Origin of the sequence: Aeromonas sp. s11 (assembly GCF_040907945.1) — a bacterium.
Taxonomy (GTDB): Bacteria; Pseudomonadota; Gammaproteobacteria; order Enterobacterales; family Aeromonadaceae; genus Aeromonas; species Aeromonas veronii.
Window position 1 is genome coordinate 1 of sequence record NZ_JBFOCU010000008.1, and the last position, 5,042, is coordinate 5,042.

Annotated in this window: 5 protein-coding genes; 1 reads left to right on the plus strand and 4 read right to left on the minus strand. The window is 59.1% G+C overall.

Annotated elements, in window-relative coordinates; all coding sequences use genetic code 11:
* Nucleotides 1-194: 194 nt before the first annotated feature.
* On the minus strand, nucleotides 195-1,325 hold the full coding sequence (gene iadA / locus AB5Y84_RS01715) for a beta-aspartyl-peptidase (protein WP_139714589.1): 1,131 nt from the start codon (nucleotides 1,323-1,325) through the stop codon (nucleotides 195-197).
* 66 nt (nucleotides 1,326-1,391) lie between these two features.
* Entirely contained in the window at nucleotides 1,392-2,171 is a 780-nt protein-coding gene (locus tag AB5Y84_RS01720) for an ABC transporter substrate-binding protein (protein ID WP_139401834.1), read from the minus strand.
* A gap of 149 nt (nucleotides 2,172-2,320) precedes the next feature.
* On the opposite strand from AB5Y84_RS01720, the gene AB5Y84_RS01725 reads away from it, so the two are divergent.
* Entirely contained in the window at nucleotides 2,321-3,871 is a 1,551-nt protein-coding gene (locus AB5Y84_RS01725) for an ISNCY family transposase (protein WP_368176249.1), read from the plus strand.
* Between the two features lie 480 nt (nucleotides 3,872-4,351).
* Here AB5Y84_RS01725 and AB5Y84_RS01730 read toward each other — a convergent pair whose 3' ends face one another.
* Nucleotides 4,352-4,684, minus strand: a complete 333-nt coding sequence (locus AB5Y84_RS01730) for a hypothetical protein (protein WP_368176250.1) — start codon at nucleotides 4,682-4,684, stop codon at nucleotides 4,352-4,354.
* Nucleotides 4,668-4,922, minus strand: a complete 255-nt coding sequence (locus AB5Y84_RS01735; protein WP_139714689.1) for a hypothetical protein — start codon at nucleotides 4,920-4,922, stop codon at nucleotides 4,668-4,670. Before AB5Y84_RS01735 ends, AB5Y84_RS01730 begins: the two co-directional genes overlap by 17 nt.
* Nucleotides 4,923-5,042: the final 120 nt, after the last annotated feature.

Consider the following 5,042-nt stretch of genomic DNA (forward strand, 5'->3'; position numbering starts at 1 on the left):
GTTTAAAAGTCAGCGAGTAATCGCGCTGTGTCCGTTTCACACCTTGTCCCATCGGGCTCTCCATTTATTGGGGGGAAAGGTGTAAACCATATTCATGACGGGACATGCAGATAAAAAAAGCCCGACCTTGTTGTCGGGCTTTGGCTGGTTGGAGCAACCACGCACTCGCACTGACTGCGATATTGCCCGCAGCCTTATTCGCGCCACTGGCCGCCACTCATCACTCGCTCGATAGCAAACGTCCGGTCGTGCACCAGCAGCAGATCCGCATCCTGCCCGACCCCGATACGCCCCTTGCTGCCAAGCCCCAGCGCCTGTGCCGGATTGCTCGTCACCGCGGCCAACGCCCTCTCCAGCGAGACACCGAGCCGGGTCGCGCGCACACACTGCAGCCACAGGCTGGCAATCTGACCACAGCGCATCTCGATTAGCCGCCCTTCGCCATCAAAGCGCGGCAGGCTGGCGTTGGCATCCGAGCTGAAGGTGATGCGATCGGCAGGCACGTTGGCAGCCAGCAGCTCGAGAAACGCATCGGCGGCAAGCCGCTCGCCATCCTCCAGCAGATCGGGAAAGCTCGAGGTGGTGAGGTCGACCCAACCTCCCGCCTTGCCCCACTCGATGGCCTCGGCAAAGAGCCAGGGGTTGCGGTTGCAGTGAGTGGGATAGAGCTGGCGCAGCGGAATGTCGGTCTCATCGCGCAGGGCCCGCAGGGGCGCCAATGCCCCCTTGCCATCCCCGACATGGAAGAAGCTGACCCCGCTCTTGCCCGCAAGCAGCCCGGCCACTCGCGCCTCGCTGGCAAGCCTGGCCAGCTCGTCGTGGGTCGGCGCACTGGATCTGTGGTCGCTGATGGCCACCTCCCCCACCCCCAATACCTCGGGGATCAGGATGATGTCCGACTCCACCGTGCCGGTCAGGGTCTTGACCGGCAGATGGTAAGAGCCGGTATACATAAAGGCGCTCACCCCGGCGGCGCGAAACTCGCGCACCTTGCCGAGCACCTGCGCGGGAGTGCGGGTCAGGCTGTCGGTGCCAAGCGCCGCCACCAGGGTAGTGACGCCGGCCTTGAGCGCCTCGCTCGCCGCCAGCTCAGGGGTGCGAAAGGCAAAGCCCCCCTCCCCGCCGCCGCCGGTGATATGGGCCAGCGGATCCACCAGCCCGGGTACCAGATAGCGGCCACGACCATCGACCCTGTGCAGCGGCCAGTTTGCGGGCACCGTCAACCCCTTGCCCATCCAGGCGATACGGCCATCGGCCACCAGCAGATCCTGCTGGCCAAGGTGGGTAGGGCTGAAGATCTCGGCCCCCTCGATCAGGGTCAACATGGCGATCCTCCTTGCACGATTGTCGCTTGCCCAATGAAAAGAGAGGGAGCAAGCTCCCTCCCCTCGTCAACCACCATATATATCGTACTTGAAGTACTTCTGGTTGATCTGCTGATAGGTGCCGTTGGCACGCAAGGCCTTGATCGCCTCGTCCAGCTTGCCCTTGAGCTCCTTATCGCTCTTGCGCACGGCGATCCCCATCCCATCACCAAACCACTGGCGATCGGTCAGGGCGGGCCCCACATAGTCGAACTTGTCGCCCCCCTCTTTGCCAAGGAGCCCCTGCTCAATGGCAGAGGCATCGGCCAGCAGGGCCAGCACCCGACCCGCCTTCAGATCGAGATAGGCCTCATCGGCATTGCCGTAACGGACGATGGTGACATTCGAGCCAAAATTGTCGGTCAGGTACTTGTCGTGGGTGGTGGCCCGCTGCACCCCGATGCGCTTGCCCGCCATGCCTTCCGGGGTCAGCATCAGCTCGGTCCCCTTGGCCGCCACAAAGCGATTGGGAATATGGGCATATTTCTCGGTGAAATCGACCTTCTGGCGCCGCTCGTCGGTGATCGACATGGCGGCAATGATGGCGTCGTATTTGCGCGACAGCAGGGCCGGGATCATGCCGTCCCAATCCTGCGCCACCAGCTCGCACTTGACCGCCATCTGCTGACACAGGGCGTTGGCGAGATCGATATCAAACCCCTTGATCTCGCCCGACGCATCGGTCCAGGAGAAGGGCGGGTAGGCCCCCTCCACCCCGAAGCGCACGGTTTTCCACTCCTTGGCCATGGCGGGGGTAGCCAGCAGGCTGGCAACAAACAGGGCTGAGAGGGTCAGTCTGATCTTCATCATGTGTACTCCATTACATAAAAAGCGCACAAGCGCGGACAAGGTGTTAGCCCCAGATTGTAATGTCCGCTTTGAGCCAGATTGAAATGTCCGGCTAGGGCCCCCTCAGTTATACCTTGTGAGATAGGTGTCACCACGGAGGGGTTCTCATGGCACAAAGCGAGCTGATATTCACCATGAAAGAGGTAGACCGTCTCAAGACCATCCAGGCCGTGGTGGAAGGCCACATACCCAGCACGATAGCGGCACAGCGCCTGTCATTGACGCCACGGCATCTACGCCGCCTGGTGGCCCGTTACGTGGAGGATGGCCCATTAGGGCTGCGCTCCCGCAAGTTCGGGATGAAAGGCAATCGGCAACTGCCGATTGGGCTCAAGGAGCAAGCCTATCAGCTGATCACCCAGCACTACCCTGATTTCGGGCCGACCCTGGCCGCTGAGAAACTGGCGGAACAACACGGTATCAACCTGGCCGTGGAGACCGTGCGCCAGATGATGATTGCCACGGGGCTATGGGTGCCCCGCCGGCAACGGCCACCCAGGATCCAGCAACCTCGTTACCGCCGCGCCTGCTTTGGTGAGTTGATCCAGGTTGACGGTTGCGACCACCGCTGGTTTGAGGGTCGAGCGCCAGCCTGTACCGCCATCGTGTTCGTGGACGATGCGACCAGCCAGATCACCGCCCTGCGCTTTGTGCATTCCGAATCGACCTTCGCCTACTTCGGCACCTTGCGCGATCACCTGGTTGCCCACGGCAAGCCGCTGGCGCTTTACAGCGACAAGGCCAGCGTGTTCAGGGTCAATCACAAGTCCTCCCGTGGCGAGGGCCAGACGCAGTTTGCCCGCGCCCTGGACGAACTCAATATCGAGGGGTTCTGCGCTCATAGCAGTGCGGCCAAGGGCCGTGTAGAGCGCGCGCACCTGACGTTACAAGATCGCCTGGTGAAAGAGTTGAGGTTGGCGGGGATCAGCTCGATTGACGAGGCCAATGCGTGGCTGCCTGGCTTCATCTCCGATTACAACCGGCGCTTCGGTAAAGCCCCCTTGCATGAGGTGGACGTACACCGCCCCCTGGGCCCTCATGATGACTTGGAGCGTACCCTGATCTGGAAGGAGCCCAGGCAGGTATCAAAACGGCTCACAACCCAATATGACAAGGTGCAATACCTGTTGCTCGATACCCCCGCCCAGCGGCGGCTGATCGGTCGAGAGATCATGGTGTACCACTATTGCGATGATCGGGTGGAGTTACGAGGGCTGGATGGCCAGCTCCTGGATTACTGCATCAAGGATCAGCTGGCACCGGTGAATCAAGGGGCGATTGTCGATAACAAGCGGCTTGGCCATGTGCTGTTGATGGCCCAAGAGGTTCAGACCATGCGGGACGATGTTCGTTCGCGAGCTGCGCCAAGCAGCCCGACGACGAACCGCCGTCGCGGGCCGCATCCTGACAAGGTGAAGCCAAACCGACTAGGGGAAGAGCAGTATTACAAGGCGCTGCTGGACGTCAGCGGCGAAAGGCTGGAAGCGCAACCTGACAGGCCTGAGCTGGCGGACATTGCGAAGGAAGCCGCGCAAACGGTGGCAAAGCGCAAGCGGGGTAGACCGCAGATCACCGGCCCTCGGGACGAAACACCATCCCCTGTTGTGCAAGCGGCCATCAGTCAGTGGCAACAGAGATCGCGACAGGACGAGGTTTAGTTTGGGCGCCGACGTCAGTGTCGGAACGGTACTTTTCGAGGGGGCATCGTCGATATAACCCCATAGTGTTATTTGAACGAGAATATCGCTGTTGCGCTGTGTTGCAGGGTTCCGAGCAACGCAATTTTGCGGGCATCCAACACTGACGTCGGCGCCAGCCGAACGGGCGCCGACGTCAGTGTCAGAACGAACAAGGCCAGCTCGAAAGCTGGCCTTGCTGGATTTTTGCATTGGTCGGTGGACTAGGGACTGACCGCCGCGAGGATACCTCCTCAACCTCCCTCTGTTTAAGTTTGACAGGCTCAAGTCCACATCCCGTTCAAACCGATCCGGCCCGCTTTGGTGTCCGGCTGCTATAGGTTCCCAGTGAATATAGCACACTGCATCCGGCATTCAAGAGGGGGGAAATCCGTTACGACACTGACGTCGGCGCCCGTTTTAATGATTAGTATGAGTACCCGTACTCATACTAATCGCTCCCTAACCAGGGAGCTCAATCCCCCATCGGGTGAGCTTTTCACGGACTTTATCGGAGTCCCGTTTTATGTGGGCTCGGGCGTATTCACTTGATGAAGAGACTTGCATGGCCACTGCTTGAAACTCTGGGTCAGTTTTCTTTCTGCGCGTCGTCAACGCCTGCAAATAGCCCTCTGCCAGTTCTCGGCTATCGAGACTGACTGAAGCCCCAGGGCCACATAAGCGGCCACCTGCAGACATGAACAGCGAGCCCTTTTCCAATTCACCAACCAGTTCAAATGGCACTCGATCCGAGTATTGAACTTGCACCGTGAACCACTCAATTTTGTGTTTCACATTCATCCCCTGTGCCGTATTTGCTTTCGTACCAGGCAATAAATGCCCCCCAGGGAAGAGAACGCATTTTTGTGAGCGCTTCAGCAACTTCGGGGTCGAAGCACTCGGTCACATCATCCATAATCTTCTTCGCTTGAGCGGCCAGCTCTGGTTGTTGTTCAACCCAGCGTGTAATGGCTGTCTCGTAGAGCGAATCAGCTTCTTCAGCCAGTTCCAGCATGGTTCTTTTTTGAGTCACAACGGCATCCTCTTATGAATCTTCAGCAGCTGATTTTGACATGACTCTTAACTCAATTTCACCAAGATCTCGGACATTTGGATTTAGCTAAAAACCGGTCATTTCAAATAGTTTTTGACA